A 26,763-nucleotide genomic window follows, 5' to 3' on the forward strand; every position below is an offset into this window, starting at 1 on the left:
GTCCGCCCGGGAGGCCCTGTTGCAGCAGCCCGACCGTGCGGTCACGGCACGGACGAAGCAGCGGAGGGCCGGTTCCCGGCCCGCCGTGCACGGGGGCCGTCGACCGGTCCAGCTCCGCTCCGTCGCTCCCCGACCTCATCCGAGGGGGTACGTCCTTCCGTGGTGACCAGCGCAAAGCGCCACAAGCCAGACCGGCGCACCTATGTTCTCGACACCAGCGTCCTGCTGGCCGACCCCAAGGCCCCGAGCCGCTTCGACGAGCACGAGGTCGTGCTCCCCGTCGTCGTGGTGACGGAACTGGAGGCCAAGCGGAACCATCCCGAACTCGGCTACTTCGCCCGGCAGGCACTCCGTCTGCTGGACGACTACCGGGTGCGGTACGGCCGCCTCGACGCCCCCATTCCGACCGGGGACCTCGGCGGAACCCTGCGGGTCGAGCTCAACCACTCGGACCCCAGCGTGCTGCCCAGCGGCTACCGCCTGGGGGACAACGACTCCCGCATCCTCGCGGTCGCCCGCAACCTGCAGGCCGAGGGGTTCGACGTCACCGTCGTGTCGAAGGACCTCCCGCTCAGGATCAAGGCGTCCTCCGTCGGTCTCCTCGCCGAGGAGTACCGCGCGGAGCTCGCCATCACGGACTCCTCCGGCTGGACCGGAATGTCCGAACTGACCCTGCCCGGCGAGCAGGTGGACATCCTCTTCGAGGAAGGGCGCGTGTACGTGCCCGAAGCGGCCGGTCTCCCGGTGCACACCGGTCTGACCATCCAGTCCGAGCGCGGCAAGGCGCTCGGGCGGGTCACCGCCGACGGCAACGTCCGGCTGGTGCGCGGCGACCGGGAGGCGTTCGGCGTCAAGGGCCGCAGCGCCGAGCAGCGGATCGCGCTCGACCTGCTGCTGGACCCGGACGTCGGGATCGTGTCCATGGGCGGCCGGGCGGGCACCGGCAAGTCGGCGCTGGCGCTGTGCGCGGGCCTCGAGGCGGTCCTGGAGCGCCGGCAGCACCAGAAGGTGATGGTCTTCCGTCCGCTGTACGCGGTGGGCGGGCAGGAGCTCGGCTATCTGCCCGGTTCCGAGGCGGAGAAGATGAGCCCCTGGGCGCAGGCGGTGTTCGACACGCTGTCGGCGGTCACCAGCCGGGAGGTCATCGAGGAGGTCACCGCGCGCGGCATGCTGGAGGTTCTGCCGCTCACCCACATCCGGGGCCGCTCGCTGCACGACGCGTTCGTGATCGTCGACGAGGCGCAGTCGCTGGAACGGAACGTCCTGCTGACCGTTCTGTCCCGCATCGGGGCCAATTCGCGGGTCGTTCTGACCCACGATGTCGCCCAGCGGGACAATCTGCGGGTCGGGCGGTACGACGGCGTGGTCGCCGTCGTCGAGAAACTGAAGGGGCATCCGCTGTTCGCGCACGTCACACTGACGCGTTCCGAGAGGTCCCGGATCGCCGCCCTTGTGACCGAAATGCTCGAAGACGGGCAGATCTGACCCTCGTTCTCCAAGCAGAGGCGGTTACGCGGTAATTGGCGCCGTCCGGAAAGGCGAAGAGCCTAGCCGGGCGGCGCCGACGCGTGTGCGGATTTCCGAATATCCCCAGGGCCAAACGGGATGTGAGCTTTCACACGCAACGGAGAATTGCCTTGCCCCGTCGGGTTACGGCAGAGTCTCACTCCTGTCAGGCCCCGCATACGACACAGCTGTACCCCCAGCGGTACGGCGCCACAGCAGGACTCCGTTCCAACTCCATAGCGTCGTCGTATGCCGCCCGAGCATCACGCGGCGCTCCCCTCGTGGGAGTTGCCCACCGGGCCCGTGCCTCCCGTGACCCGTAGTTGGGGAGGACAGTGCCAGGGGCACGATTGCGTCCGCGAGGGTCACCGAAGCGGATGATGCTGGAAGGAAACCGTGTGAGCCGGATCTCGGTCCGGGGATTCGCAGTGGCCTCGGCCACGGCGGTCACCGCTGTCGGAAGCGTCGTCGGTGTTGCCTCGGGCAGCACCGCGCAGAACAACGACGTCGAAGCGACGGCAAGCGGCACCACGCTGCTCGCGGACATCCCCGCGGGCCAGCAGGCCCAGGTGCAGACCGCGTCCCTGACGCAGCAGGCCGAAACCATGGCCATCGCGGCGGACGCGAGCGCCAAGAAGGACGCGGAGGAGGCCGCCCGCAAGGCCGCCGCCGAGACCGCGGTCGCCAAGAAGAAGGAGGCGGCCGAGAAGGCGGAGCGGGAGGCCAAGGAGCGCGCGGAGGCCAAGGCCGCCGCCAGCCGTTCCGAGGTCCGCGACGCGTCCACCTTCGCCGTCCAGGCGTCCTACACCGTCGCCGAGGTCCAGGCGATGGCCCGGCAGATCGTCCCCGCGGACCAGTTCCAGTGCTTCAGCAACATCGTGGAGCGCGAGTCGAGCTGGAACTACCGGGCCGACAACCCCACCTCCGACGCCTACGGCCTGGTGCAGGCCCTCCCGGGGTCCAAGATGGCCTCCGCCGGCGCCGACTGGATGACGAACCCGGCCACCCAGATCAAGTGGGGCCTCGGCTACATGGACGGCCGCTACGGCAGCCCCTGCGGCGCCTGGAACTTCTGGCAGGCCAACCACTGGTACTAGAGGCACCGGGGTGCCCTCCACCCCCGGCCCCCGCTCAACCCCGGCACAGCCCCGCACCGTCCTACGGTGCGGGGCTGTCGCCCTGTACGGTCTGAGCGACGACTCCAGGGGGAGTGGTGGGGAGAAACGGGGGAAGAGGACGGATCATGTCGCGAGTGCCAGGGTGGCTCGGCCGTGCCGGAGCCCGACTGACCGAGGTCAGCAAGCGGCTGGAGGAACGCCGCGCCGAGGTGACGGGGGAGAGCCGGCCCGACGACGAGGACACCGGGCGGGAGGCCGCCGAGCGCCCCGACCTGGTGGCGCCGGCCGAGTACACCGCCTCCGGGGCCGTCTTCGTCCGCCCGGACCCGGCGCAGGCAGTGCCCTGGGGGGTGCGGGTCGCCGCCGAGGCCGGCTGGCGGCTGCTGGTGCTGGCCGGCACGGTCTGGGTGCTCATGCGGGTCATCAGTGCGGTACAGCTCGTGGTGCTGGCCTTCGTGGCCTCGCTGCTGATCACCGCGCTGCTCCAGCCGACGGTGGCGCGGCTGCGGCGGATCGGCGTGCCGCGTGGCCCGGCCACGGCGCTGACGGCGTTGTTCGGGTTCGTCGTGATCGGCCTCATAGGCTGGTTCGTGACCTGGCAGATCATGGAGAACATCGACAACCTCTCCAGCCAGATCCAGGACGGCATCGACGAACTGCGCAACTGGCTGCTCAACAGCCCCTTCCACGTCACCGACAAGCAGATCAACGAGATCGCCGCGAACCTGCGGGAGGCGGTCGGCGCCAACACCGAGCAGATCACCTCGGCGGGCCTGGAGGGCGTCACGGTCGTCGTCGAGGCGCTCACCGGCATACTGCTCGCCGTCTTCTCGACGCTGTTCCTGCTCTACGACGGCAAGCGGATCTGGCAGTGGACGCTCAGGCTCGTCCCGGCCGCGGCCCGTCCGGGTGTCGCCGGTGCCGGGCCGGCCGCGTGGCGGACGCTGACGGCGTACGTGCGCGGCACGGTGGTGGTGGCCCTGATCGACGCCATCTTCATCGGCCTCGGCATCTACTTCCTCGACGTGCCGATGGCGGTGCCGCTCGCCGTCTTCATCTTCCTGTTCTCGTTCATCCCGCTCGTGGGCGCCGTGGTGTCGGGAGCGCTGGCGGTGGTCGTCGGGCTGGTCACGCAGGGCGTGTTCACGGGCGTCATGGTGCTGGTGGTGGTGCTGGCGGTGCAGCAGATCGAGGGGCACATCCTCCAGCCGTTCATCCTGGGCCGGGCGGTGCGGGTCCATCCGCTCGCGGTGGTGCTGGCCGTCGCCTCGGGCGGCATGGTGGCCGGCATCGGCGGCGCGGTGGTCGCCGTACCGCTCGTCGCGGTCACCAACACCGTCGTCGGCTATCTGCGCGCGTACGCCCACGAGACGGCCGTACGCCATTCCCCGCGGCCCCGGGGTGCCACGGCCCTGTCCGCGCCGGACGCCCCGCTCCCCGCGCCCGCCGAACAGGCGGCGCCGGAGGAGGGCAAACGCCCCGGGCCCCCGCGCGAGCAGTAGCCCGTACGGCAGCGGGCCCGCCCACCGGTCGAGGTGGACGGGCCCGTGGTGCGTGACGGGGCGCGCGGTGTCACTCCGCGAGGGCCGCCTCCGCGTCGAGCGTGGCGGCGACCGCCTGGACCACCGCGGCGATCTTGAAGGCCTCCTGGACGGCCTCGCGCTCCACGCCGGCCTTGCGCAGTACCTGCTCGTGGGAGTCGAGGCACATGCCGCAGCCGTTGATCGCGGAGACCGCGAAGGACCAGAACTCGAAGTCGACCTTGTCGACGCCGGGGTTGCCGATGACGTTCATCCGCAGACCGGCGCGCAGGTTGCCGTACTCGTGGTCCGACAGCAGGTGGCGGGTGCGGTAGAAGACGTTGTTCATCGCCATCACCGCGGCGGCGGCCTTGGCGGCCGTGTACGCCTCCGGCGACAGGTTCGCCTTCGCCTCCGGCTCCAGCTCGCGCAGCACGGTCGCCGAGCGCGAGGCGATGGCCGTCGACAGCACCGTGCCCCACAGCTGCTGGGCCGGCAGGTCGGAGTTGCCGATGACCGAGCCCAGGTTGAGCTTCAGGTCCTTGGCGTAGTCCGGTATCCGGGACTTCAGGGAGTCGAGCGACATGTCAGGTCACTCCCCGGCCAGCAGCGCGACCGGGTCCAGGGTCTCGTCGCCCTTGCTCCAGTTGCACGGGCAGAGCTCGTCGGTCTGCAGGGCGTCCAGAACGCGGAGGACCTCCTTGGGGTTACGGCCGACGGAGCCGGCGGTCACCATGGTGAACTGGATCTCGTTGTTCTGGTCCACGATGAACACGGCGCGCTTGGCGAAGCCGTCCTCGCCCTCGATGCCGAGCTCGCGCATGAGCTCGTGCTTGGAGTCCGCCATCATCGGGAACGGCAGGTCACGCAGGTCGTCGTGGTCCTTGCGCCAGGCGTGGTGGACGAACTCGGAGTCACCGGAGAAACCGAGGACCTGGGCGTCGCGGTCGGCGAACTCGTCGTTCAGCTTGCCGAAGGCCGCGATCTCGGTCGGGCACACGAAGGTGAAGTCCTTGGGCCATGCGAACACGATCTTCCACTTGCCCTCGTAGGTCTTGTGGTCGATCGTCTCGAACTCCTTGCCCTTCTCCAGCGAGACGCAGGCGGTCAGTTCGAACTCGGGGAACTTGTCACCGACAGTGAGCACAGACTCTCCTTGCAGCGAAGAAACACCCATTGTGTGGGCATTTCCCATGGGTTGGACCTTATTGATGTTGGCACAGGGTGCATTGATTAGTGAAATAGCTACACTCGGTCGTGTTGATCGGAGGGACCTATTAGTGACTGTGGGTAATAGGCGCAGGCAGCCCAGCCTCGCGCAACTCCGGGCGTTCGCCGCGGTGGCCGAGCACCTGCACTTCCGGGACGCCGCGGCGGCCATGGGGATGAGCCAGCCGGCCCTCTCGGGGGCCGTGTCGGCGCTGGAGGAGACACTCGGTGTCACCCTGGTGGAGCGTACGACGCGCAAGGTGCTGCTCTCACCGGCCGGTGCGCGGCTCGCCGTCCGCGCCAAGGCCGTACTCGCCGAGGTCGGTGCGCTGATGGAGGAGGCGGACGCGCTGCGGGCGCCGTTCACCGGGGCGCTGCGCCTCGGCGTCATCCCGACCGTGGCCCCCTACCTGCTGCCGACCGTCCTGCGGCTGGTCCACGAGCGCTACCCGGCCCTCGACCTGCAGGTGCACGAGGAGCAGACGGCGAACCTGCTGGAGGGCCTGGCCGGCGGACGGCTCGACCTGCTGCTGCTCGCCGTGCCCCTCGGGGTACCGGGGGTGACCGAACTTCCCCTGTTCGACGAGGACTTCGTCCTGGTCACCCCGCTCGGCCACCGGCTCGGCGGCCGGCAGGGCATACCCCGCGAGGTGCTGCGCGAGCTGAACCTGCTCCTGCTCGACGAGGGGCACTGCCTGCGTGACCAGGCCCTGGAGATCTGCCGCGAGGCCGGCCGCGCCGGGGTCCCGGCGACCACCACGGCGGCCGGACTGTCCACGCTGGTGCAGCTGGTGGCGGGCGGCCTCGGGGTGACGCTGCTGCCGCGCACCGCCGTCGACGTCGAGACCACCCGCGCCGGCCGCCTGCTCACCGGCCGCTTCACCGACCCGGCCCCCGCCCGCCGCATCGCCCTCGCCATGCGCACGGGCACGGCGAGGGCGGCGGAGTACGAGCAGCTGGCGGTGGCCCTGCGCGAGGCGATGCGCGGCCTGCCGGTGCGCATACTGGGGAGCTGAGCGCCCCCGCCGGCCCTACTCGGTGCGCAGCCCGTCCGGGCGCATCATGCGCACCAGCGGGGGCAGGCTGAGCAGGGTCACCACGAGGACCACGCCCGCGCCCATGCCGGTCATCCGCAGCACGCTCGGCCAGTCGACACCGACCGGTGTCGCGGTCATCTTCAGCAGGACCGCGCCCAGGGACACGCCCACCACCGAGGCCAGCAGCAGGCCCAGACCGATCGGGATCGCCGTCTGCCACAGCACGGACAGGCTCAGCGTGCGCCGCCGGGTACCGAAGGCGACCAGGGCCGACAGCAGCTTCCGGCGCTCCCGCAACTGTTCGAGCTGGGAGACCAGCAGACTCGCCCCGATCAGCACCAGGACGGCGGTGGCCCCGACGAACAGACCCGTGCGGATGGCGTCGAAGCGATCGGTGCGCTCGGTGGCGGACCAGGTCATCGGCGCGGCCAGCGGGTCGATCGCGGCCGCCGCGTTGCGCACGTACTCGCGGGCGTACGGCACCGAGTCGTCGACCGACAGGTACAGCTCGCCCCGGACCGACTTCGCCACGTCCGCGGGCACCGCGCCCGGTGTCATCAGGAAGCCGCCGCGCTTCGTCCCGGTCGGGTCCTCGACGGATTCGGCCTCCTTCAGTGTCTTCGGGAGGGTCCAGACGACGTCCTCCGCCTTGCCGTCGACGGTGCCCTGCTCCAGGTACAGCTTCTGGCCGGGCCTGCTCAGCGACGGGGTGTCGGTGTCGTACTCGCCGCCCCGGAGCGAGAACACGTCGCCGTCCTCGCAGGAGGGGAACCTCGCCACCTCGCGCAGGGCCGCGCAGTCGCCGATGGTCAGTTCGGCGGAGCGCTCCGGGTTCTTCCGCCAGGGCCGGTCGCCGAGGTACCCCTCGGACAGTGCGCGGACCTTACGGACGCCCTTGGTCCCCTCGAGCTTCGCGGTGGCCGCGGCGAGTTCCGTGCCGTCCGGCACCCGTACCTGCATCTGCGCCCGCGACACGTCCAGGCCCGTGTCCGTGGTGTAGTCGCCCTCGACCCCGGCGAACAGCATCTGCAGCGCGATCGCGCCGGCCACGGCCACCGCGATGCCGTTGACCATGCGGGCCGCCGCACCGCTGCTCAGCTGCAGGCGGCGTACCGCCAGCTGCCAGGACACGCTGCCCGAGCCGAGCCGGGCGACGACCGTCTCCACGACCCAGGGGAGCAGCGCCGTGACCCCGACGAGCAGGCAGATGACACCGCCGGTGACCAGATACCCGTTGAACTCCCCGTTCTCCCGGCCCTGGCCGAGCATGGGGGCCAGCATGACGATCCCGGCCAGCGGCAGCAGCAGCCGCCACCACAGCCGGCGGCGGGCGGGCCGTGCCGTGCGCACCACGCCGAGCGGTTCGATGACCACCCCGCGCAGCGCGAACAGGGTCACCAGCACCGCGGCCGCCGGCACCGCCACCGCGACCAGCAGCGCCAGCAGCGGCGAGGGGTTGAGATAGCTCGGGAAGACACTGACGTCGAACACCTCGAAGGAAGCGGCGAGTTCGCGTCCCGCCAGGAAGAACCCGGTGCCGAACACCAGACCCAGCAGCGCCCCGCCGAGTGCCTCGCCCGCGGCGATCCGCCGGGTCATGCCGCCGTCGGAGCCGACCAGCCGCAGCGCGGCCAGCCTGCGGTCGCGCCGTTCGCCGCCGAACCGCACGGCCGCGGCGATGAACACGGCGACCGGCATCAGCAGCACCACGAAGACGACCAGGACCAGCAGGACGAGGACCGGATCGGTCTTCTCCTCCGTGGGATCCGGGTTGCCGAAGGAGTCGATGCGCTCCGCCGCCGCGTTGCCGACCCGCTCCGCCAGGTCCTTGCCGCCCGCGTAGTAGGCGAGCTCCTGCGAACCGATGAGCCCCTGCTCGCCGATCGTCCCCACGATGTCGTAGGGCAGCCGCTCCCGCAGCAGCGTGCCGCCTTCGGAGTCGAGCAGTTCCCGCAGCGCGGGGGAGACCACCATGTCGCCCGCCGCCGGGAACTCCCGCAGACCCGGCGGCAGCGGGGCCTTCGCGCCCTCCGCCTCCACCAGCCGGCCGCGGACGTCCCGGTCGCCGAACCCGGTGTCGGTCCTGGCGATGACGAGGGTGTTGTCGGCCCTGTGCTCGACCGGCTCGCCGAAGGTGTAGTCCAGGCGCGCCTCCTCCCGCCGGTGCCGCTCCGCCAGGGCGCCGGGCAGGGCGGTGGTGAGCAGCAGCAGCGCCACTCCCAGCCCGACACCGACGGCGGTGAGCAGTGCCCGGATCCACCCCTCGCGTCCGCCGGCGAAGGCGAACCGCATGCCCATGCCGAGGTCGCGCCCCCACTGACGCGCACTCATACGACGCGCTCCATGTCCCGGGACCTGCCGTCGCGCACCACGATCTCGCGGTCGGAGTACGCGGCCACCCGCGCCTCGTGGGTGACGAGGACGACGGCGGCGTTGGCGGACCGGGCGGCCTCGGTGAGCAGCTCCATGACGCGCTCGCCGTTGAGGGAGTCCAGCGCGCCGGTCGGCTCGTCGGCGAAGATCACCCGCGGGTTGGTGACCAGCGCGCGGGCCACGGCGACCCGCTGGCCCTGACCGCCGGAGACCTCGCCGGGCCGCTTCTTGCGGACGTCGTCGACCTCGAGGCGTTCCATCCAGGTCGACGCGGCCCGCTCGGCCTCCTTGCGTGGCGTGCCGTTCAGCCGCAGCGGCAGGGCGACGTTCTCCACGCAGGTGAGCTCCGGAACGAGCTGCCCGAACTGGAAGACGAAGCCGAACTCCGAGCGCCGGAGCGCGCTGCGCTCGGCGTCGCTCATGGCGGTCACCTCGCGCCCGTCGTAGGTGATCGAGCCGGAGTCGGGGGTGACGATTCCGGCGAGGCAGTGCAGCAGGGTCGACTTGCCCGAGCCGGAGGGGCCCATCACGGCGACGACCTCGCCGGGGTGGATGGAGAAGCCGGCACCGTCGAGCGCGGTGGTCGGACCGTAGACCTTGCGCAGGTCCCGGGCGGTGAGCAGGGAACCGGGGGGAACGGGGGCGGTCATCGGGTCACCGCCGCACGGAGCTTGTCGAGGCGCGCCGCGGTCAGCTCGAGCCAGCGCAGATCGGCCTCGAGGTGGAACAGGGCGTGGTCGCAGATGAGCTGGTCGGCGAGATCGCCCTTGCGCTTGCGGTCGGTGAGGATCCGCATGCCGCGCAGATGCTCCGAGCGCTGCGTGTCGAGGATGTCGGCGGCGTCGCGGCTGGTGAGCAGCGCCAGGACGACCTTGGTGTAGAGCGTCGACTGGAGGTACGGCTCCGGCTTCTCCGGCGTGGCGAGCCAGCGCTCGACATCGGTGATGCCGGCCTCGGTGATCGCGTACCGCTTCCGCTCGGGGCCGCCGCCGGCCTCGATGCCGTCGACTTCGACGAGCCCGTTCTTCAGCAGGCGGGACATCGTCGAGTAGACCTGGCCGTAGTGCAGCGGCCGGTCGTGACCGAACTTCTCGTCGAAGGCCCGCTTCAGGTCGTAACCGTGACGCGGGCCGGACTCCAGGAGCCCCAGGAGGGTGTGACCGATGGACATGCCGAGCACTCTACACAGCGTGTATACGCCGCGTGTATACGCGGAGTGTGCAGTCCATGGCGGGGCGTGCGACACCGCAGGTGGAGGTCGATTGTCACGGTTCTGCCACCGAGGCCGGTTCAGGCCGAGGGGGGTCTGGGTGCAGAGCCCCCGGGCGGACGCCCGCGGCGGGGCAGGGGCCCGGTGTCCCCCGGGAGCCGCCCCGCCTCCGCGAGCGCCCGCCGCAGCAGGAACTCGATCTGCGCGTTGGCCGAGCGCAGCTCGTCGTTCGCCCAGCGCGCCAGCGCCTCGTACACCGACGGGTCGAGCCGCAGCAGCACCTGCTTGCGCTGCGGCCGACCGCGGGGGGCCGGGTCCCCGGACGGAGTCGTCACTGGTAGAGCGTCCCGGTGTTGAGGACCGGCTGCGCCGAGCGGTCACCGCACAGCGCCACCATCAGGTTGGACACCACTGCCGCCTTCCGTTCCGGGTCCAGCTCCACGATGTCCTTCCCCCACTGCCCGAAAGGCGTGGGAGGTGCCCCCATGGCGATCCGGGTCAGCGCCGACTCGACCATGCCCACGGCGCCCTCCACGATCTGCTGCCGCGCCGCCACCACCGCGCCGGCCTGCTGCCGCTGGAGCATCGCCGAGGCGATCTCGGGAGCGTACGCGAGGTGTGTGAAGCGGGACTCGATGATCTGCACACCGGCCGCGTCCACGCGCGCGTGCCGCTCGACGGCGAGCTTCTCGGTGATCTCCTCGGCGTTGCCGCGCAGCGAGAGGCCGTCCTCGTCATGGGCGTCGTAGCGGTACTCGATGGCGATGTGCCGCACGGCCGCCTCGGTCTGGGTGATCGGGTTGCCGTAGGCGTCGTTCACCTTCAGGACGGCGGTCTCGTGGTTGCGCACGCGTGTGGAGATCTTGGTGCGCGAGGTGAAGGGATTCACCCAGCGCAGTCCGTCCTGCCGGATCGTGCCCCGGTAGCGGCCGAAGAGCTGCACCATCCGGGCCTCGCCGGGCGCCACCATGTTCAGCCCGCACATCGCGAGGAACGCGGCGAGCGCGACCAGGACGCCGCCGATGCTGTGCGCCGCGAACTCTCGCACGCGCGGGGCCGGCAGCTCGGGCACATCGGCCGTGACCTGCGTGTCGTGTGTGGACATGGGTGATCCCACGTTTCTCCGCGCGCCGTCCGCGCGGGTTCCCCGCCGCTGGCGCCTGCCTATCTAAGTGATAGCAGATTACCCGCTCATGGCAACCTTGTGCCCCTCCCGCACGTCGGTTCCTTCGGGGCGGGTGCTGATTGTCACGTCCGTAACGACCGCATCAGCAGTCCTTTGTCATAGCTCCCGGTGTTAGCTTTCTGAGCTGAGCTGAGCTGACCTGGGCTGCGAACCTGTGCAGCAGTCGAGCGCACATGAACGAAGCGGAGCGGAACGGGCGTATGGGACGAGCGGAAGAAAGACGCGCACGACAGCGCGGCGGGCGCCGTGCGGCACCCGCGGGCCACCGCTCGTCGGGCGTGACCGGCCGCAGCGGCATACGCCGGCTCTTCACCTGGAAGAAGATCCTCGGCACCTTCTTCGGCCTCTGCCTGCTCGGCATGGGCGCCTTCATCGTGCTCTACATGCTGATCGACATACCCGAGGGCAACGCCGACGCCGAGTCGCAGGGCAACGTCTACAAGTACAGCGACGGCACGGTCATGGCCCGCAGCGGCTTCAACCGCGAGATCGTCGACCTGGCGAGGGTCCCCAAGGACGTCCAGCGCACCTTCGTCGCCGCCGAGAACAAGACCTTCTACAACGACTCCGGCGTCGACATCAAGGGCACCGCGCGCGGCCTGCTCAACACGCTCTCCGGCAAGGGCGCCCAGGGCGGCTCGACGATCACCCAGCAGTACGTCAAGAACTACTACCTGACGCAGGAACGGACCGTCAGCCGCAAGATGAAGGAAGTGGTCATCTCCCTGAAGCTGGACCGGGAGAAGTCCAAGGACTACATCCTCGCCGGATACATCAACACCAGCTACTACGGCCGCGGCGCGTACGGCATCCAGGCCGCCGCGCAGGCCTACTACCGCGTCGACGCCGAGGACCTGACGGTCGAGCAGGGCGCCTACCTCGCCGCGCTGCTCCAGGCGCCGAGCCAGTACGACTGGGCGGCCGCCAGCGAGACCGGAAAGAAGCTCGTCCAGGAGCGCTGGAACTACGTCCTGGACAACATGGTCGAGCAGAAGTGGCTGGACGCGGCCGACCGGCAGGGCATGACGTTCCCCGTCCCCAAGGAGCCCAAGGCCGCCCCCGGGATGGAGGGCCAGACCGGTTACCTGGTGGAGGCGGCCAACAACGCGGTCAAGCGGCAGTTCGTCGAGCAGGGCATCGCCGAGGACCTGAAGCAGGCCGACGCCCTGCTGGACCTCGGCGGCTACACCATCACGGTCAACATCGACAAGAAGAAGCAGACCGCGCTGGAGAAGGCGGTCAAGGCCAAGCTGACCAGCAAGCTCGACCCGGACCGGCGCGACGTGGACGCCGACGTCCAGGCCGGTGCCGTCTCCGTGAACCCCAGGACGGGCGCGGTGGTGGCGATGTACGGCGGCGTGGACTACGTGAAGCACTTCCGCAACAACGCCACCCGCGACGACTACCAGCCCGCCTCCACGTTCAAGCCGGTCATCCTCGCCGCGGCCGTCGACCAGGCCGCCGAGACCCAGGACGGGGTACCGATCAGGGCCGGCACGCTCTACGACGGCACCAGCAGGCGCCCCGTCATGGACAACGGCAGCAAGGTCGGCTTCGCGCCCCCCAACGAGGACGACGTCGACTACGGAGACATCACCGTCCAGGAGGCGATGAACAAGTCCGTGAACTCGGTCTTCGCCCAGATGGGCATCGACGTCGGCATGCCCGAGGTCGTGAAGGTCGCGGGCGACCTCGGCATGGAGACCGAGGGCATGGAGGCCGTGCCCGCCCAGACCCTGGGCAGTATGGGCGCGAGCCCGCTGGAGATGGCGGGCGTCTACGCCACCCTCGCCAACCACGGCAAGAAGGTCACCCCGGCCGTCGTGAAGTCGGTCGAGCACAAGGACCGCAGCGTCGAGTTCCCCGAGGCGGTCGGCGACCGGGTCATCGGCCGCACCGCCGCCGACACGGTGACCTCCGTGCTCACCGGCGTGGTCGACGACGGTACGGCCAGGAGGTCCGTGCGGGAGAACCCGCTGCGCGACGGCCAGCAGGTGGCCGGCAAGACCGGTACCTCCGACAACAACAAGTCGGCCTGGTTCACCGGCTTCACCCCCGAGCTGGTCACCTCGGTCGGCCTGTTCGGCGAGGACGCCAAGAACGGCAGGCAGGTCCCGATGTACCGGGCGGGCGGCGTCGACTACCGCGTCAACGGCGGTGGCTTCCCCGCCGAGATCTGGGCGGCGTACACCTTCGGCGTGATGGACGAGGTCAGCAGGTTCGACCTGGAGACCGACCAGGGCGCGGCCGTCCGGCCCACCCGGACGCCGTCGGCCACGCAGACGCCCTCGCAGACCCCGAGCCAGGAGCCGACGACCGAGGCGCCCACCACCGAGGCGCCGCCGGAGACCTCGTCCGCCCCGCCGACGTCCGAGCCGCCCACCCAGACGCCCACGACACCGCCGCCGACGACCACGCCGCCGTCGGGCTCGCCGACCTTCGGGATCCCCGGCGACCCTGACGACCCGCAGTTCGGCGCGGACCAGTAGAGCGCACGAGGGGCGCCCGGTGACCGCACCGGGCGCCCCTCCCCTCGTGGTACGGCGGCTCAGCCGTGGTTCAGCTCGAACCACACCACCTTGCCGGTGCTCAGCCGGGTCGCGCCCCAGCGCCGCGCCAGCCGGTTCACCAGGTACAGCCCGCGTCCGCCCTCGTCCGTGGCGCGCGCCTGCCGGATCCGGGGCAGTTGCGGCACGTCGTCACCGACCTCGCAGCGCAGCACGTCGGTGCGCAGCAGCCGCAGCGTGACCGGCCGCGTCGCATAGCGCACGGCGTTCGTCACCACCTCGCTGACCAGCAGCTCCACCGAGTCGCTCAGCTCCTCCATGCCCCAGCGGGACAGCGCCCGCCGGGCCAGGCGGCGGGCCCGGCCGGGGGCCGCGTCCTCCGGTTCCAGGAACCAGTACGCCACGTCGCTGGGGGCGATGCCGTCGAAGCGGGCGGCGAGCAGCGCGATGTCGTCGTCCCGGTCGCCCGGGCCGAGCATGTCGAGGACCTCGTCGCACAGGGCCTCCAGCGGCGGCGGATGGTCCGGTCCTGTGAGCTGCGCGGTCGCGGCGAGCTTCTCGCGCAGCTGCTCGATGCCGGTCCACACGTCCCGCAGCCGGGACTCCACCAGGCCGTCGGTGTACAGCAGCAGCGTCGCCCCGGCGGGCGCGTCCAGCTCCACGGCCTCGAAGTCCACCCCGCCCACGCCGATCGGCGCGCCCGCGGGCACCCGCAGCACCTCGGCCCGGCCGCCCAGCTCCAGCAGGATCGGCGGCGGATGGCCGGCGTTGGCGATGGTGATGCGGTGGGACACCGGGTCGTACACCGCGTACAGGCAGGTCGCCATGCGGTCCACGCCGAGCCGCTGCGCCTGCTCGTCGAGGTGGTGGAGCACCTCCTGCGGGGGCAGGTCGAGACCGGCCAGGGTCTGCGCGGTGGTGCGCAGCTGGCCCATGATCGCCGCCGACGTCATGGAGTGCCCCATCACGTCACCGACCACCAGCGCCACCCGGCTGCCCGGCAGCGGGATCGCGTCGTACCAGTCGCCACCCACCCGGGCGGTCTCCGCGGCCGGCAGATAGCGCGACGCCAGCCGCACACCGGTGCAGCGCGGCAGGTTCTCCGGCAGCATCGTCCGCTGCAGCTCGTCCGCGATGTACGCCTCCCGCCCGTACAGCACCGCCTTGTCGATGCCGAGGGCGCTGTGCGTGGCGAGCTGCGCGGCGACCAGCAGATCGTCGGCCTCGAAGGGGATGCGCTCCGGACGGCGCAGGAACAGCGCCGCGCCGATCACCCGGCGCCGGCCGCGCAGCGGTGCGAGGATCGCCCGCTGCCCGTCCGGGACGGCCGACGCGCCGTCCTCGCCGAGGAGTTCGGGCAGCGCGGCCCGGGCGGCCGGAGCGTCCGTGAACACCGGCCGCACGCCGCGCAGCACCTCGGCGAGCGCGCTGCCCGGCCGCACCGTGCACAGCTCCTCGCCGACCGAGTCCAGCTCGGACGGCTCCGGCGGGGCGACCGGCGCGAACCCGCCCTCGGTGTCCCGCTCCGCCGGGATGCGGTCGGTGCGGCGCAGCCGCAGCACCAGCGGACCCGTGGGCCGCTCGTCGCCGACCGGCAGCGGATCGCGCAGATAGACCAGGATCGCGTCGGAGAAGGTGGGCACGGTGGCCCGGCACAGTCCCATCACGATCTCGTCCAGGTCGATGCCGCGGGCGATGCGCCGGGTCGCGGCGCCGACGAACCGCAGCCGGTCGCCGTCGCGCCGCATCGGCGTCGGCTGCCCGGGCCGTGTCACCTGCCCGGTGCGGCGTTCCTGGCCGTCGGGGGCCTGGGCCGGGACGCCCGCTCCCGCGGCCGGCTGCACCGGGATGCCCTCCGGCGCGGGCCGCGGCCGGTGCGTGGCCGGCTCGGCCCCGTGCCCGGAGCCCGGCTGTGCGTGCTCGGCACCCGGTCCGGGCGCCGGGTCCTGGCCGGCGCCGCCGGGCGTCACCGTGTCCGGTGAGGCGGCACCCGGCGATCCCGGGAACGCGGCCCCGGGCGCGGGCGGCTCATCGCCACAGCGGCCCTGTACCGGTAAGGCGGCCCCGGTGCCCGGCACGCGGGCCGGTGACGGGGTACGCAGGAGCGCCCCGCGGGGATCCGCGGGGTCCACGCCCGGCTGCGGGCGCTCGAAGGAGGTCGGCTGCTCCGTCACGCGTGTCGAGTCCATCCGTCCGGCGCACGCCGTGCGCGCGGTTCGTCCCGCCGAAACTCCGATACCCGGAATGCCTGTCCCCGGAACGGATTTCGCGTGTGGTCAGAGGTTGTTGCTGCGCGGCCGGCCGGCCGTTCCCGGCCGCTACTGGTGTTTCCGTACCCCTCGCTCACGTCCTGCCGCCCCTCGGTGACGTTCGGTCAAGCCCGGCGCGCGCTCCGGTGGTTGCTGCCCCGCGCCCTTGCGGACGACGATCCTACGTTTCCCGCCCCGGGGCTCAGCAAGGGTCTCACGAGGACACATGCGCGTCCGTGCGGTCCCAGTCCTGTGGCAGTGACGGTACCGTCCAGGACGGATCCGGGCGCCAGTTCTCCCAGCCGTCCGAGAACGGCGCCCCCCAGGCGTCGATCACCTCCACGGCGGCCCGCCCGGCCTCCCGCACCCTCCCGGCCAGCGCGGGGTCCACCAGCCCGTCCCGCTGGGCCTGCGCGAACTCGTCCTCGTCACGCCAGTACCAGGCGCGGTCCGGGTGCACGGAGATGTCCAGGAAGTGGTCCTCGGAGTCCACGCCGCCGGCCCAACGGGCGAGCGGCTCCTCCAGGTTCACGTACCAGTTCTTGAACTGCCAGCCCGGCTCCCAGAACAGCCACACCGACCAGGGGTCGCCGGGCCGGGCCAGCTTCAGCACACCGGTGCCGAACCAGCGGTCCCGCAGCACCGTGCGCGGCTTGGTGTACCGCGTGCCGAGCGGCTCGCGGTGCACGGGTGTGCCGTCGGCGAGCACCGGTTTCACGCACTCGGTCCCGGGTGCCATCCACACGGCGAGCAGCTCCGGGTCGTCGCGCACGACCGTGACGGGGCGCGCGATGTGGATGCGCGTGCCGCCGTTCTCCCGGTAACGCCACAGGATCCGCGTCCCGGGCGTCCAGTGGCCGGCGCCCCGGCCCGCTTCCTCGCGCATCGTCGCTCCGCCCTCCGCCATGCGCAGATTTTAGGTGCCCCGGGCATACGACGCCGCGGCGCCCCTCATGGTTCACTCCCGGGACACGAGGGCTCACGGGCGCGTCATCCGCAGCACGTCCAGCGCCTCGTCGAGCTGTTCGACGGTGAGGTCGCCGCGCTCGACGTAGCCGCTCTCCAGGACCACCTCCCGGATGGTCTTCCGCTCCGCCAGGGACTTCTTGGCGACCCTGGCGGCCTCCTCGTAGCCGATGTACTTGTTGAGCGGGGTGACCACGGACGGCGAGGACTCGGCGTACTCCCGGGCCCGTTCACGGTGGGCGACGATGCCGTCGACGGTACGGTCGGCGAGCAGCCGGGAGACGTTCGCGAGCAGCCGCACCGACTCCAGCACGTTCTTCGCGATGACCGGGAGCATGACGTTGAGTTCGAAGTTGCCGGAGGCGCCCGCGGCGGCGACGGTCGCGTCGTTGCCGGTCACCTGCGCGCAGACCATGAGCACGGCCTCCGGGATCACCGGGTTGACCTTGCCGGGCATGATCGAGGAGCCGGGCTGGAGATCCGGGAGGCTGATCTCCGCGAGGCCGGTGCGGGGGCCCGAGGCCATCCACCGCAGATCGTTGGCGATCTTCGTCAGCCCCACGGCGATCGTCCGCAGCTGCCCGCTGGTCTCCACGACGCCGTCCCGGGCGCCCTGCGCCTCGAAGTGGTCGCGCGCCTCGGTCAGCGGCAGTCCGGTCGCGCGGGCGACCTCCTCGATGACGGCGGCGGAGAACCCCGGCGGGGTGTTGATGCCGGTGCCGACGGCGGTGCCGCCCAGCGGCAGTTCGGCGAGGCGCGGCAGGGAGGCGTTCAGCCGCTCGATCCCGTACCGCACCTGGACCGCGTAGCCGCCGAACTCCTGACCCAGCGTCACCGGGGTCGCGTCCATCAGATGCGTGCGCCCGGACTTCACGACGTCGGCGAACTCCCCGGCCTTGCGCTCGAGGGAGGCGGCGAGGTGGCCGAGGGCCGGGATCAGGTCCCGGGTGACGGCGGCGGTCGCGGCGATGTGGAGGGACGAGGGGAAGACGTCGTTGGACGACTGCGAGGCGTTCACGTGGTCGTTCGGGTGCACGTCCCGCCCCAGCCGCTCGGTGGCGAGCGTGGCGATGACCTCGTTGGCGTTCATGTTGGACGAGGTCCCCGACCCGGTCTGGAACACGTCCACCGGGAAGTGCTCGTCCCACCGCCCCTCGGCGACCTCGCCGGCCGCCTCCTGGATCGCCTCGGCGATGTCCTCGTCCAGCACGCCGAGCCGGGCGTTCACCTTGGCCGCGGCGCCCTTGACGCGCGCCAGCGCCTCGATGTGGGCGCGCTCCAGGCGCTGCCCGGAGACCGGGAAGTTCTCCAGGGCGCGCTGGGTCTGGGCGCGCCACTTGGCGTCGGCGGGTACCTTCACCTCCCCCATGGAGTCGCGCTCGACGCGGTAATGCCGGTCGTCGTCCGTGGTCGTCATCGTCGTACCTCCGAAGGTGCACAGCAGCGGCCTGGGACGAGCGTATTCCCGGCGCGGCAGTCCGCCCCGCCGCGCGGGGAGCGCGGCGGGGCGGAGCACCCGTGGGGGGTCGGTCAGCCGCTCTGCAGGCTCACGTCGTCCAGGAGGAAGCTGGTCTGCAGGCTGTAGTCCTCGCTCGCGGTGAAGGTCAGGGTCACGGTCTGCCCGGCGTACGCCGACAGGCCGACCGACCGCTGCACGTAGCCGCTGCCGGCGTTGGCGTTGGAGAGGGTGGCGAGCGTGCTGCCGCCGGCCTTGACGGTGAACCGGTCGTAGGCGGTCGAGCCGGACTCGTCGGTGTCGATGTACAGCCAGTAGCTCAGAGACGCCTGGGTGCACCCGGCCGGCACGGTCACCGTCTGGCTGATCGACTCGGTGCTCGTGGCCCCGTTCCCGCCGAGCCAGGCGAACCGGGTCCCGCTGTGCGCCGGCAGGCCCGAGTGGGCGCCGATGGTGCCGGTGTTCCCGGTCCACGGCGAGGTCCCGCTCTCGAACCCGCCGTTGCCGACGACACCGGCGGTGTCGCAGCTTCCGCCGGTGCCGGTGTCCACGGCGCGCTGCCAGAGGGTGTACGCGACGCCGTCGGACGCGCGGTCCAGTCCGGTGGTGTTGATGTTGGTGAGGGTGTCGCACGACCGGTGGTAGCAGGGGTCGTACGCGGACCCGGCGGTTCCGCCCCACTTGGCGGCCTGCGCGGAGGTCTTGCGGGCGCTGGCGCCCATGGCGTACCCGGAGGTCGGGATGCCGTACTGCTCGAAGGAGTAGTCGTCGCTGCGCCCGGCGCCCTCGGTGTTCTCCTCGGGCTGGAGGCCCAGGGAGTCCCAGTACGCCTTCATCGGGGCGGCGGCGGACGAGGTGATGTGGTTGATGAAGTAGCCCCCGTTGGTGGAGGCGACCATGTCGAAGTTGTAGTACGCCTTGATCTTGGTGCGCTCGGTCGACGGCAGCGAACGGACGTAGAAGTCGGACCCGTTGAGGCCCTGCTCCTCGTCGGTCCACCAGGCGAAGCGGACCCGGTTGCGCATGGTGGGGTTCTGCTGGGCGAGCGTCAGGGCGTTCTCGAGCAGGGCGGCGGAACCGGAGCCGTTGTCGTTCATGCCGGGCCCGGCGGAGACGCTGTCGAGGTGGGCGCCGAACATGATCACGTTGTTGGCGTCGCCCTTGGGCCACTCGGCGATCAGATTGGGACCGGCGCCGCTGGTGCAGCCGGAGGTGCACGGCTGCTCGGTGACGGTGTACCCGGCGGCCTGGAGCTTGCCCTTCACATAGGCGACGGAGTCGCGGTAACCCTGTCCGGTGGACCGGCGGTTCCCGCCGTTCCGTCCGGCGATGGCGCTCAGCTCGTTGAGGTGCGCCTTCACTTTGTTCACGTCGACGTCGGGCGCGGCGGCGGTCGTGGTGGCCGCGGCGGGCACGGAGCCGGTGGCCACGGCGGGGAGTGTTCCGCAGCCGAGCACGACAGCGAGCGAGACGCCCGCGACGGCGAGTCTTCGTTTCACCTGGTCTCCTCCGGGAGGTGGCTGTGGGGTGAGCCACGCAGGATTGACATGGCATGGGCATGTCGGAGCGACGAGAAGACTCACAGCGATGGTTGAGGCAGTCAACGGAAAGGGCAGGGCAAGGGCCAGATTGTCCGAAAGAAGCACACGGAGTCCGCTATGCGGACGCGTGAGGTGCCCCCGCCGAACGTCGGGGGCACCTCACGCGTCCCCTCAGGCCACCGGGTACGCGATGTTGACGACCTGCTCCGCCCGGAACCGCGTGCGCCGCGGATCGGAGCCGGGCGGTGCGAGCATCAGCCGGGCGGACAGCGGCTTCACCCACCGGGCCGACAGCGCCGCCATGTCCCGGATCACGGCGGCCACCTCGTGCTCCGGGGTCGAGCCGGGCAGCGGGACGGTGTCCAGGCCGGCACCGCACACCGAGGAGTACGCGAGCACCGAGTCGGCGCCGACGCGCCCCTCCTGCCAGGCGCGGGCGAGCACCCGGTCCTCGAGCACCGGAAGCATCAGGCCCGCGTAGCCGACCACGGGCCGCACGGCCGACCGGATGCCGGCGGTGACCGCGGCACAGGTGGCGACGGTGCCGGGGGAGCCGAAGCGGATGCCGCCCGCCAGCTCCAGGAACTCCGCGATGCCGGCGTCGGGCGCGCAGGCCGGCGACGGATCGAAACCGTGGAACAGCAGCCCCTGCCGCCGGCAGGCGGACCCCAGCACCTTCCCGACCGGCGCCAGCTCGTCACGCAGACAGGCCCGGGTCAGCCGCGTGACCGCCGCGGGACCGTCCGGGCGGACCTCCCGCGCCCGGGCCAGCAGCGGACCCGCCGACTGCAGCGCCGCGCTCACGCCCGCGGGACCGCCGTCGCTGTAGGAGCCGGGGAACAGGGGGGCGTTCGGACCGAGGTTCGCGACCGCCGCGAACCGGAAGTTGGCGTCGACGTCACGGCGCGCCAGCTCACCCACCACCGACGCGGCGAAGCCGACGGCGTGGTGGTCCACCCCGGCGCCGTCGGCGACGACCACGGAGAGGAACAGCGACGGGTGCTCGTCCAGCACGTCCGCCACGTCGGACGGCTCGAGCCCCGCCAGCGCCGGGGGCCGCAGTGCGGTCAGGGAGGCACTGCCCACGCCCGACCGGCGGCAGCCCGCGACGAGGCCGGCGGCCCGCTCCCGCAGCAGGTCGGCGTGGACCGGCGCGTCGAGCGCCGGAGCGGACAGCCGGACCGTCTGCACCTCGTGTCCGGCGCGGACCAGGTCCCCGGCGGCCTCCATCACCCTGGCGCCGTACGCGTCGACGGAGCCGACGTCGACGGTCCCCTTCGCGAACACGGCGTCGGGCAGGCAGAGCGTCACGGCGCGGACGGGAGCGGCGGACGGCGTGCGGGTCATGACAGCACCGCCGGCAGTTCGTTCAGGCCCCAGGTGAAGTTCGAGCCGTTGTAGCGGGGCGGCCCGTTCAGTTCGACGGACGTCACCATCCCGCGCAGGGCCCGCAGGTACGCCGTGATCTCCAGCCGCGCGAGCCGGCTCCCCAGACACACATGACGTCCCGCGCCGAAGCTCACGTGCCGGTTTCCGGTCCGCCCCACGTCGAACACGTCCGGGGCGTCGAACACCTCCGGGTCGCGGTTGGCCGAGCCGATCCAGGTCACGACCCGCTCGCCGGGCGCGACCTCGGCGTCGCCGACCCGCACCGCCTCGGTCGCGGTCCGCATCACGTGCATGCCGGGCACCGACCAGCGCAACCCCTCCTCGGTGGCGACGGACGGGTCCACCTCCCCCTCGGCGATCCGGCGCCACTGGTCCGGGTGCCGGGCGAGTTCCAGGGTGAGCGCCGCCAGCGTGTAGCGGGTGGTCTCGTTGCCCCCGGCCAGGATGCCCGCGAAGTTGAAGACCAGTTCCTCGTCGGTCAGCCCGGAGCCGGATCCCGCCCGGGCGGTGAGACCGCTGACGAACTCGTTCGCGCCGGTTCTGCGGTTCTCGCGCACCAGGTCGTAGAAGTACTTGAAGATCTCGCTGTTCGCCGTGATCCGCCGCACCTCCGACGGCGACTCGAACGCCTCGGTGGTCTTCTCCCCGATCCACGCCCAGTCCGCGCGGGGCAGCCCCATGACGGCGCAGATGACGTCGGTCGGGATGCGCGCGAGAGGGCCGATCAGATCGGGCCGTCAATCCCGGACCGCCGCGGCGACCACGTCGGCGACGACCTTCTCCACGTGCGCCTCGGCCGCGGCGAGGATCTCGTTCGAGAACGGGCGGCTGAGCACACGCTTCATCCGGGTGTGGTCGGGCGGGTCCGCGACGATCAGCATCTTGTTGGCGACCGCCTCCACGGCGCGGTCCGTGGACCCCAGCCGCATGCCCCTCGTCGAGCTCATCCGTGTGCTGTCGCGGTGCACGGCCACCACGTCGCGGTACCGGGTGACGCTCCAGAAGCCCTCCCGCTCCCCGGGCGGGTGCTGCCAGGACACCGGATCCCGCTCCCGGTACCACGCGAAGACGTCGTAGAAGCCGGTTCCCTCGAACAGGCCCGGCGCGAACAGGTCCGGCGGTGTCTGCCGCGTCATCCGAGCACCTCCCGGCACGCTCCGGCAACGTCCGCGACGCAGGACAGCGTCGCGGCCAGGACGTCCCGGTCCAGGAACGAGTGGTGGTCCGCGTCGAGTTCGCGGTGGCCCAGGTACCGCAGCGACCTGTCCCGCCAGCCGGTCATCTGCGCGGCCGTGACGACACCGTCCCGCCGGCCCGAGACCGACAGCAGCGCGGTCCGCGTCAGCGGGTCGGGCGGGACGGCGTACCCGGCCATGAGGCCCAGGTCGGCGCGGAGCGCCGCGACGGCGTAGTCGGCAGGGCCGGGCGCGCGGACCGCGGGGTGCAGCAGGGCCGTCAGCTCCTCCCGGGGCGGGTCCGCCGCCGGGAACGTGCTCCAGTGCTCGGGCGACCGGGCGGCGGCCACCACCAGGGCACTCGCCGCCGTGCCCGCGGACTCCAGTGCCCCGGCCACCTCGTGAGCGAGGAGGGCGCCGAGGCTGACGCCGAGCAGGACCAGCGGCCGGCGGAACGCGGAGGAGCGCAGCTCGGTGCCGACGCACTCCACCACCTCGATCAGGCTGCCCGCCGGAGGGTCGGCCAGCCGGTCCTCGCGCCCGGGCAACTGCACCCCCCACAGGTCCAGTCCCTGTGGCAGCGCCGCGGCGTTCGCGTGCAGCCGCAAGCACCCGGAGCCCGCCTGCGGGAACACGACGACCGTGGCGGAGGCGCCCGCGGCGGCCGCCGGGGTGAACGATCGCAGCCAGGTCATGCCGGCCTCGTCTCCTCGATCCGGTCGGCCAGTGCCCGGGGCGTCCTGGCCATGAGCACATCGGTGATCGAGACGGTGGTGCCGAGCCGCTCCTCCAGCCGGGCGGCCAGCTGCGCCGCGAGCAGGGAGTGCCCGCCCTCGGCGAAGAAATCGGCGTCCTCGGCGGACCGGCGCCCGAACGCGCCGCTCCAGGCGTCGAGGACGCAGTCGAGGACGTGGTCCGCACCGGTGGCCGGGCCGTCCACCGCGGCGGCACCACCGCCTCCCGTCAGCTCCGCCTCGCCCAGCGCGGCCACCTCCTGGCGCGCCACCTTGCCGGTGTGCTCGAGCGGGACCTGAAGGACGCGATGCACCAGCGTGGGGCACACCTGCCGGGGCAGCCGCTCCGCGAACGCCGCGGTGAGCCGCGCCCTGAGGGCGTCGTCCAGCGGCACACCGGGTGCCGTGCGGACACCGACCGCCAGGGTGGGCGGATCGCCCCGCAGATAGGCCACCGCCTGCTGGACGCCGGGCACCTCACCGGCGATGCTCTCGACCTCCTCGAGTTCGACCCGGAAGCCGCCGGTCTTGACCTGGGTGTCGGCCCGGCCGAGGAACTCGATCTGCCCGTCCTCACGCAGCGTCGCGAGGTCTCCCGTACGGAAGTGCCGGACGCCGCCCCGGTCGACGAACCGGTCGTCACCCGGGGCGCCTGCGCCGACGTACCCGAGCGCGACGCCTGCGCCGCCGATCACCAGTTCGCCGGGGGCCCCGGGCCGGACCTCGTTCAGCTCGGCGTCCACCACGACGACCGTGCAGCCGGACAGGGGGCGGCCTATCGTGCGGGGGTCGTCCCCCCGGGCGGTGTCGGCCAGGGTCGCGGCGATGGTGGCCTCGGTCGGCCCGTACACGTTGACGACCCGCCCGGCGGACGCGCGGAGGCGGGCGACGAGGGAGCCGGGGCAGCGTTCTCCCGCCACCACGGCGACCTCGACCTCGGGCAGCGCGCGGATCGTGGCGTAGAGCGAGGGGGTCATGCAGAGGTTGTCGATCCGCCGCGCGGCCAGGGCCGCTTCGAGGTCCCCGCGGGCGGCGTCGAGCGCGACGCAGGTGACGCCGTTGACGAAGGGCGTGAGGACCGACCACAGCCAGCCGTCGAAACCGGGGGACACCACCGAGGCGGCCCGGCTGCCCGGCCGGTACCCGAGACACGCGGCGTTGGCCAGGAAGTTCTCCAGGGAGGCGAAGCCGACGCGCACACCCTTCGGGCGACCCGTGGTGCCCGAGGTGTAGACGACGTACGCCTCCTCCACCCGGGCGTCCCGGGGCGACGGGCCGATGCCCGTGGGGCGCCCCGCCCCGGCCTCCGAACCGGCGGTCCCGATCACCGGGAGACCGATGCGCCCGGCGTCCGGTTCCGGCGACAGGAGCACCACGCACCCCGCGTCCCGGGTGGTCCAGCGCAGACGTTCCACCGGGTGCCGCTCGTCGAGCAGCACCGCCGACGCGCCGTGGGCCCAGACGGCCAGCAGGCAAGCGAGCGCGTAGCGCGACCGGCCCGCCATGACGGCGACCCGGTCACCCGCCGTCACGCCGGCCCGCCCGAGCCGGTCGGCCAGGGCCGCCGTGGAGGCGGCGATCTCCCTCCAGGTCAGCCCGTGGCCGTCGACGCCGATCGAGCCGGTCCGGTCGGGCCACGCGCCGGCCCACCGTTCCAGCGCCTCCTGGGCGAGCGGAACGTACGGAAGGGCGGGCACCGCCGGGTCCGTGGACACAGCCGAACTGCTCACTCGATCTCCCCCTTTGTCCGCCGAGACCCCCGGCCCGGTTCACCGGGGGGTCTCGGACCTCACGATTCGGCGGGCCGCGCCGTCAGGCCGGCTTGGCGGCCCACAGGATGACGTTCGTGCCGAAGAACTTCTTGCGCCATCCGACGTCCTGGAACCCGATTCCGCGCAGTACGCCGGCCACGTGCTCCGGCGAGGCGAAAGCGAGCGTGCTGGACTCGAGATAGCTGTAGGAACTCCGGTCGCGGGCCACGATCTGGCCCAGCAGCGGCACGATGACGCGCACGCCCCACTTCACGACCGGTTCCACCAGCCCACTGGGCGGGCAGGTTTCGAGGATCACCACGCGGCCGCCCGGCTTGAGCACCCGGTGCTGTTCGCGCAGTACGCCCTCCAGGTCCTGGACGTTCCTGAGGAGGTACCCCTCGGTGACCGCGTCGAAGGACGCGTCCCTGAACGGCAGCCGGGTCGCGTCCGCCTGCAGCCACCGCACCGCGCCTGCCCCGGACTTGGTGCGTGCCCGGCGCAGCATCTCCGCCGAGAAGTCGGCACCCGTCACGGCGACCGTGGGGTCCCTCCGGGCCGCCTGCAGGGCGATCGCACCCGTGCCCGTGGCCAGGTCGAGAAGCCGGCCGTGCCGGCCCGGGGCGGCCCGTGCGGCCACCTCGCGGCACCAGTTCCGATGACGGCCCAGCGTCATGACGGAATTCATCCGGTCGTAGTAACCGGCGATCTTCTCGAAGATGCCGTGGACTTCGGAACGTTTTCCCTGGGGGTGGCGGTCAAGCGTCATCTCGCTGGCTCCCTTTTCCGGCAGCGGGCACGGTCGGACCGGTCCGGTCGAGATGGCGACTCGCCCTGGAGTCCATTCCGAACACGTCCGACCCGGCCATGACCGCGACGGCGAGAAGCCCGATCAGCGCCGAGCCCGGCGTCGGCCGCAATCCGAAGAGCAGAAGGCCCAGGAAGACGACGGACACATACATGTCCCGCTGCCCGACCAGGTTGTACTGGAGGGGCGTACGGGCCCGGACCATGGCGGCCATGTTAGCCACGGCCGGAACGGCCATGAGGCCGGCCGTCAGCAGCCGGTCGGGCAGGCCGGTGACGAGGACGAGTACCGGGAACGCGGCGTAGACCACGGTGGTCGCCGCCGCGGCCGCCCAGGCGGCCGAGTGCTGCGAGGGCATGAGCGCCGGGATCGTCCTCAGCCCGGCCGCCTTGTCCCCCGCGTAGTCGGGGACGTTCTTCATGATGCCCTTGGCGAAGTACCAGCAGAACAGGAAGGCCCCGATGAGAAGCGGCTCGCAGGAGTCGTACCGGGGTATCTCCCCCCAGGAGTCGGCGAGCAGCGCGCCCGCGATGTACGGCTCCGTGACCGCCATCGAGAAGACCGCCATACCGATGACCGGGCGGCCCTTCAGCCGCCACCGGGGTGAGGAGTAGCCGAGCACGAGGAAGACGCTGAACACCCAGAGCAGGCTCTGCGCGAGGGATATCACGAGCGACAGCACCAGCATGACGCCCAGTCCCGCGTACACGGTCCTCCGCAGCAGCCCCACGCCGGCGGTCCCGACCAGGGTCAGACGCCCCGGTACGTTCTTCCCGTCCTCCACCAGGTCGGTCACGGCGTTGTGGGCGTTGGCGGCCAGGGGAGCGGCGATGTGGACGATCACGCCGAGCAGCACCGTGACGTCGAAGGGATGACCGGCCACGGCCGCACCCACACAGTAGGAGAGCGGGCTGACGAGAAGGGTCCGGGGGCGCACCAGTTCGACGGTCGCGTGGAAACGAGCCATCCGGCTCATGGGCCAACCTCTTTCATGATGTCGCGCGTGCGGGGGACGTCCGCTCCGGTGG

23 protein-coding genes are annotated in these 26,763 nt (G+C 71.9%); 5 read left to right on the plus strand and 18 right to left on the minus strand.

Features of this window, described 5'->3' with window-relative positions:
* The first annotated feature begins 159 nt into the window (after positions 1-159).
* The 3 genes from BU52_RS27490 (at position 160) to BU52_RS27500 (ending at position 4,126) form a co-directional block, all read left to right on the plus strand.
* Positions 160-1,485, plus strand: coding sequence for a PhoH family protein (locus BU52_RS27490; protein WP_037939386.1), 1,326 nt, complete (start codon positions 160-162; stop codon positions 1,483-1,485).
* Positions 1,486-1,904: 419 nt separating this feature from the next.
* On the plus strand, positions 1,905-2,603 hold the full coding sequence (locus BU52_RS27495) for an aggregation-promoting factor C-terminal-like domain-containing protein (RefSeq protein WP_037939388.1): 699 nt from the start codon (positions 1,905-1,907) through the stop codon (positions 2,601-2,603).
* A gap of 146 nt (positions 2,604-2,749) precedes the next feature.
* Positions 2,750-4,126: an AI-2E family transporter gene (locus BU52_RS27500; RefSeq protein ID WP_037939391.1), complete on the plus strand. Its 1,377-nt coding sequence runs from the start codon at positions 2,750-2,752 to the stop codon at positions 4,124-4,126.
* 70 nt (positions 4,127-4,196) lie between these two features.
* On the opposite strand, the gene BU52_RS27505 is transcribed toward BU52_RS27500, so the two are convergent.
* Together BU52_RS27505 and BU52_RS27510 are read right to left on the minus strand one after the other, a co-directional pair.
* The gene (locus BU52_RS27505; protein WP_037939393.1) at positions 4,197-4,730 is read right to left on the minus strand and encodes an alkyl hydroperoxide reductase; all 534 of its coding nucleotides are present in this window, start codon (positions 4,728-4,730) and stop codon (positions 4,197-4,199) included.
* Between the two features lie 6 nt (positions 4,731-4,736).
* On the minus strand, positions 4,737-5,291 hold the full coding sequence (locus BU52_RS27510; protein ID WP_037939395.1) for a peroxiredoxin: 555 nt from the start codon (positions 5,289-5,291) through the stop codon (positions 4,737-4,739).
* Positions 5,292-5,424: 133 nt separating this feature from the next.
* Here BU52_RS27510 and BU52_RS27515 point away from each other — a divergent pair, with 133 nt between their 5' ends.
* Positions 5,425-6,369, plus strand: coding sequence for a hydrogen peroxide-inducible genes activator (locus tag BU52_RS27515; protein ID WP_078903467.1), 945 nt, complete (start codon positions 5,425-5,427; stop codon positions 6,367-6,369).
* Between the two features lie 15 nt (positions 6,370-6,384).
* Here the strand turns inward: BU52_RS27515 and BU52_RS27520 are convergent, their stop codons facing one another.
* From BU52_RS27520 to BU52_RS27540, 5 genes are all read right to left on the minus strand, one after another.
* Positions 6,385-8,721 carry an ABC transporter permease gene (locus BU52_RS27520; protein ID WP_037939399.1) on the minus strand — a complete coding sequence of 779 codons (2,337 nt, stop codon included), beginning with the start codon at positions 8,719-8,721 and terminating at the stop codon, positions 6,385-6,387.
* Positions 8,718-9,413 carry an ABC transporter ATP-binding protein gene (locus tag BU52_RS27525; RefSeq protein WP_037939402.1) on the minus strand — a complete coding sequence of 232 codons (696 nt, stop codon included), beginning with the start codon at positions 9,411-9,413 and terminating at the stop codon, positions 8,718-8,720. The genes BU52_RS27520 and BU52_RS27525 overlap by 4 nt, the downstream gene beginning before the upstream one ends.
* Positions 9,410-9,934 carry a PadR family transcriptional regulator gene (locus BU52_RS27530; RefSeq protein WP_037939462.1) on the minus strand — a complete coding sequence of 175 codons (525 nt, stop codon included), beginning with the start codon at positions 9,932-9,934 and terminating at the stop codon, positions 9,410-9,412. Before BU52_RS27530 ends, BU52_RS27525 begins: the two co-directional genes overlap by 4 nt.
* A 119-nt stretch (positions 9,935-10,053) precedes the next feature.
* Positions 10,054-10,308, minus strand: a complete 255-nt coding sequence (locus BU52_RS27535; RefSeq protein ID WP_037939404.1) for a hypothetical protein — start codon at positions 10,306-10,308, stop codon at positions 10,054-10,056.
* Positions 10,305-11,078, minus strand: coding sequence for an SPFH domain-containing protein (locus BU52_RS27540; protein ID WP_037939406.1), 774 nt, complete (start codon positions 11,076-11,078; stop codon positions 10,305-10,307). The genes BU52_RS27535 and BU52_RS27540 overlap by 4 nt, the downstream gene beginning before the upstream one ends.
* Before the next feature lie 281 nt (positions 11,079-11,359).
* Between BU52_RS27540 and BU52_RS27545 the strand changes: the two genes are divergently transcribed.
* Positions 11,360-13,648 carry a transglycosylase domain-containing protein gene (locus BU52_RS27545; protein WP_037939409.1) on the plus strand — a complete coding sequence of 763 codons (2,289 nt, stop codon included), beginning with the start codon at positions 11,360-11,362 and terminating at the stop codon, positions 13,646-13,648.
* A gap of 59 nt (positions 13,649-13,707) precedes the next feature.
* Here BU52_RS27545 and BU52_RS27550 read toward each other — a convergent pair whose 3' ends face one another.
* The 11 genes from BU52_RS27550 to BU52_RS27595 all read right to left on the minus strand — a co-directional run bounded on the left by BU52_RS27550 (position 13,708) and on the right by BU52_RS27595 (position 26,711).
* Positions 13,708-15,855 carry a SpoIIE family protein phosphatase gene (locus BU52_RS27550; protein WP_037939412.1) on the minus strand — a complete coding sequence of 716 codons (2,148 nt, stop codon included), beginning with the start codon at positions 15,853-15,855 and terminating at the stop codon, positions 13,708-13,710.
* Positions 15,856-16,129: 274 nt separating this feature from the next.
* Positions 16,130-16,822 carry a cytidylyl-2-hydroxypropylphosphonate hydrolase gene (gene fomD, locus BU52_RS27555; protein WP_037939414.1) on the minus strand — a complete coding sequence of 231 codons (693 nt, stop codon included), beginning with the start codon at positions 16,820-16,822 and terminating at the stop codon, positions 16,130-16,132.
* Positions 16,823-16,894: 72 nt separating this feature from the next.
* Positions 16,895-18,298, minus strand: a complete 1,404-nt coding sequence (locus BU52_RS27560) for a class II fumarate hydratase (RefSeq protein WP_037939416.1) — start codon at positions 18,296-18,298, stop codon at positions 16,895-16,897.
* 113 nt (positions 18,299-18,411) lie between these two features.
* Entirely contained in the window at positions 18,412-19,836 is a 1,425-nt protein-coding gene (locus BU52_RS27565; RefSeq protein ID WP_037939418.1) for a M28 family peptidase, read from the minus strand.
* Positions 19,837-20,049: 213 nt separating this feature from the next.
* Positions 20,050-21,225: a DUF711 family protein gene (locus tag BU52_RS32895; protein ID WP_051858633.1), complete on the minus strand. Its 1,176-nt coding sequence runs from the start codon at positions 21,223-21,225 to the stop codon at positions 20,050-20,052.
* Positions 21,222-21,947 (minus strand): cytochrome P450, encoded by a 726-nt coding sequence (locus tag BU52_RS36005; protein WP_200881309.1) that lies wholly within the window; start codon positions 21,945-21,947, stop codon positions 21,222-21,224. Before BU52_RS36005 ends, BU52_RS32895 begins: the two co-directional genes overlap by 4 nt.
* Before the next feature lie 57 nt (positions 21,948-22,004).
* A complete protein-coding gene (locus tag BU52_RS36010) occupies positions 22,005-22,403 on the minus strand; it encodes a cytochrome P450 family protein (RefSeq protein ID WP_200881311.1) in 399 nt (132 codons plus the stop codon).
* Positions 22,400-23,137: a thioesterase II family protein gene (locus tag BU52_RS32900; protein WP_051858634.1), complete on the minus strand. Its 738-nt coding sequence runs from the start codon at positions 23,135-23,137 to the stop codon at positions 22,400-22,402. The genes BU52_RS36010 and BU52_RS32900 overlap by 4 nt, the downstream gene beginning before the upstream one ends.
* The gene (locus tag BU52_RS27585) at positions 23,134-24,906 is read right to left on the minus strand and encodes a non-ribosomal peptide synthetase (RefSeq protein ID WP_078903468.1); all 1,773 of its coding nucleotides are present in this window, start codon (positions 24,904-24,906) and stop codon (positions 23,134-23,136) included. The genes BU52_RS32900 and BU52_RS27585 overlap by 4 nt, the downstream gene beginning before the upstream one ends.
* A gap of 82 nt (positions 24,907-24,988) precedes the next feature.
* The gene (locus tag BU52_RS27590) at positions 24,989-25,696 is read right to left on the minus strand and encodes a ubiquinone/menaquinone biosynthesis methyltransferase (RefSeq protein ID WP_037939423.1); all 708 of its coding nucleotides are present in this window, start codon (positions 25,694-25,696) and stop codon (positions 24,989-24,991) included.
* Complete coding sequence (locus BU52_RS27595; RefSeq protein ID WP_078903469.1) at positions 25,686-26,711, minus strand: UbiA family prenyltransferase; 1,026 nt, start codon at positions 26,709-26,711, stop codon at positions 25,686-25,688. Before BU52_RS27595 ends, BU52_RS27590 begins: the two co-directional genes overlap by 11 nt.
* Positions 26,712-26,763 lie beyond the last annotated feature (52 nt).

Origin of the sequence: Streptomyces toyocaensis (genome assembly GCF_000725125.1) — a bacterium.
Taxonomy (GTDB): Bacteria; Actinomycetota; Actinomycetes; order Streptomycetales; family Streptomycetaceae; genus Streptomyces; species Streptomyces toyocaensis.

Coding starts and splice junctions, on each gene's coding strand:
- BU52_RS27500 (WP_037939391.1), top strand. CDS start 2,750: ATGTCGCGAGTGCCAGGGTGGCTCGGCCGTGCCGGAGCCCGACTGACC.
- BU52_RS27505 (WP_037939393.1), bottom strand. CDS start 4,730: ATGTCGCTCGACTCCCTGAAGTCCCGGATACCGGACTACGCCAAGGAC.
- BU52_RS27520 (WP_037939399.1), bottom strand. CDS start 8,721: ATGAGTGCGCGTCAGTGGGGGCGCGACCTCGGCATGGGCATGCGGTTC.
- BU52_RS27525 (WP_037939402.1), bottom strand. CDS start 9,413: ATGACCGCCCCCGTTCCCCCCGGTTCCCTGCTCACCGCCCGGGACCTG.
- BU52_RS27530 (WP_037939462.1), bottom strand. CDS start 9,934: ATGTCCATCGGTCACACCCTCCTGGGGCTCCTGGAGTCCGGCCCGCGT.
- BU52_RS27540 (WP_037939406.1), bottom strand. CDS start 11,078: ATGTCCACACACGACACGCAGGTCACGGCCGATGTGCCCGAGCTGCCG.
- BU52_RS27545 (WP_037939409.1), top strand. CDS start 11,360: ATGGGACGAGCGGAAGAAAGACGCGCACGACAGCGCGGCGGGCGCCGT.
- BU52_RS27550 (WP_037939412.1), bottom strand. CDS start 15,855: ATGGACTCGACACGCGTGACGGAGCAGCCGACCTCCTTCGAGCGCCCG.
- fomD (WP_037939414.1), bottom strand. CDS start 16,822: ATGGCGGAGGGCGGAGCGACGATGCGCGAGGAAGCGGGCCGGGGCGCC.
- BU52_RS27560 (WP_037939416.1), bottom strand. CDS start 18,298: ATGACGACCACGGACGACGACCGGCATTACCGCGTCGAGCGCGACTCC.
- BU52_RS32895 (WP_051858633.1), bottom strand. CDS start 21,225: ATGACCCGCACGCCGTCCGCCGCTCCCGTCCGCGCCGTGACGCTCTGC.
- BU52_RS36005 (WP_200881309.1), bottom strand. CDS start 21,947: ATGGGGCTGCCCCGCGCGGACTGGGCGTGGATCGGGGAGAAGACCACC.
- BU52_RS36010 (WP_200881311.1), bottom strand. CDS start 22,403: ATGACGCGGCAGACACCGCCGGACCTGTTCGCGCCGGGCCTGTTCGAG.
- BU52_RS32900 (WP_051858634.1), bottom strand. CDS start 23,137: ATGACCTGGCTGCGATCGTTCACCCCGGCGGCCGCCGCGGGCGCCTCC.
- BU52_RS27590 (WP_037939423.1), bottom strand. CDS start 25,696: ATGACGCTTGACCGCCACCCCCAGGGAAAACGTTCCGAAGTCCACGGC.
- BU52_RS27595 (WP_078903469.1), bottom strand. CDS start 26,711: ATGAGCCGGATGGCTCGTTTCCACGCGACCGTCGAACTGGTGCGCCCC.